This is a genomic window from Neisseria viridiae (assembly GCF_962747995.1).
Classification (GTDB): Bacteria; Pseudomonadota; Gammaproteobacteria; order Burkholderiales; family Neisseriaceae; genus Neisseria; species Neisseria viridiae.
Genome location: NZ_CAUJAJ010000054.1, coordinates 1 through 243, shown reverse-complemented (window position 1 = coordinate 243; position 243 = coordinate 1). Strand labels below are relative to the sequence as shown.

Annotated in this window: 1 protein-coding gene; it reads left to right on the top strand. The window is 54.3% G+C overall.

Going from position 1 to position 243, the window contains the following annotated elements; translation table 11 throughout:
- Positions 1-32: 32 nt before the first annotated feature.
- On the top strand, positions 33-243 hold a 211-nt coding region (locus Q9J79_RS10335; RefSeq protein WP_500797200.1), incomplete at its 3' end, for a transposase.

Genomic DNA, 243 nt, shown 5'->3' with positions numbered 1-243 from the left:
AAATTCCCACCAAGACATTTAGGGGATTTCCCATGAGCACCTTCTTCCGGCAAACCGCACAAGCCATGATTGCCAAACACATCGGCCGCTTCCCGCTATTGAAGTTGGATCAGGTGATTGATTGGCAGCCGATCGAACAGTACCTGAACCGTCAAAAAACCCGTTACCTCCGAGACCACCGCGGCCGTCCCGCCTATCCCCTGTTGTCCATGTTCAAAGCCGTCCTGCCCGGACAATGGCACA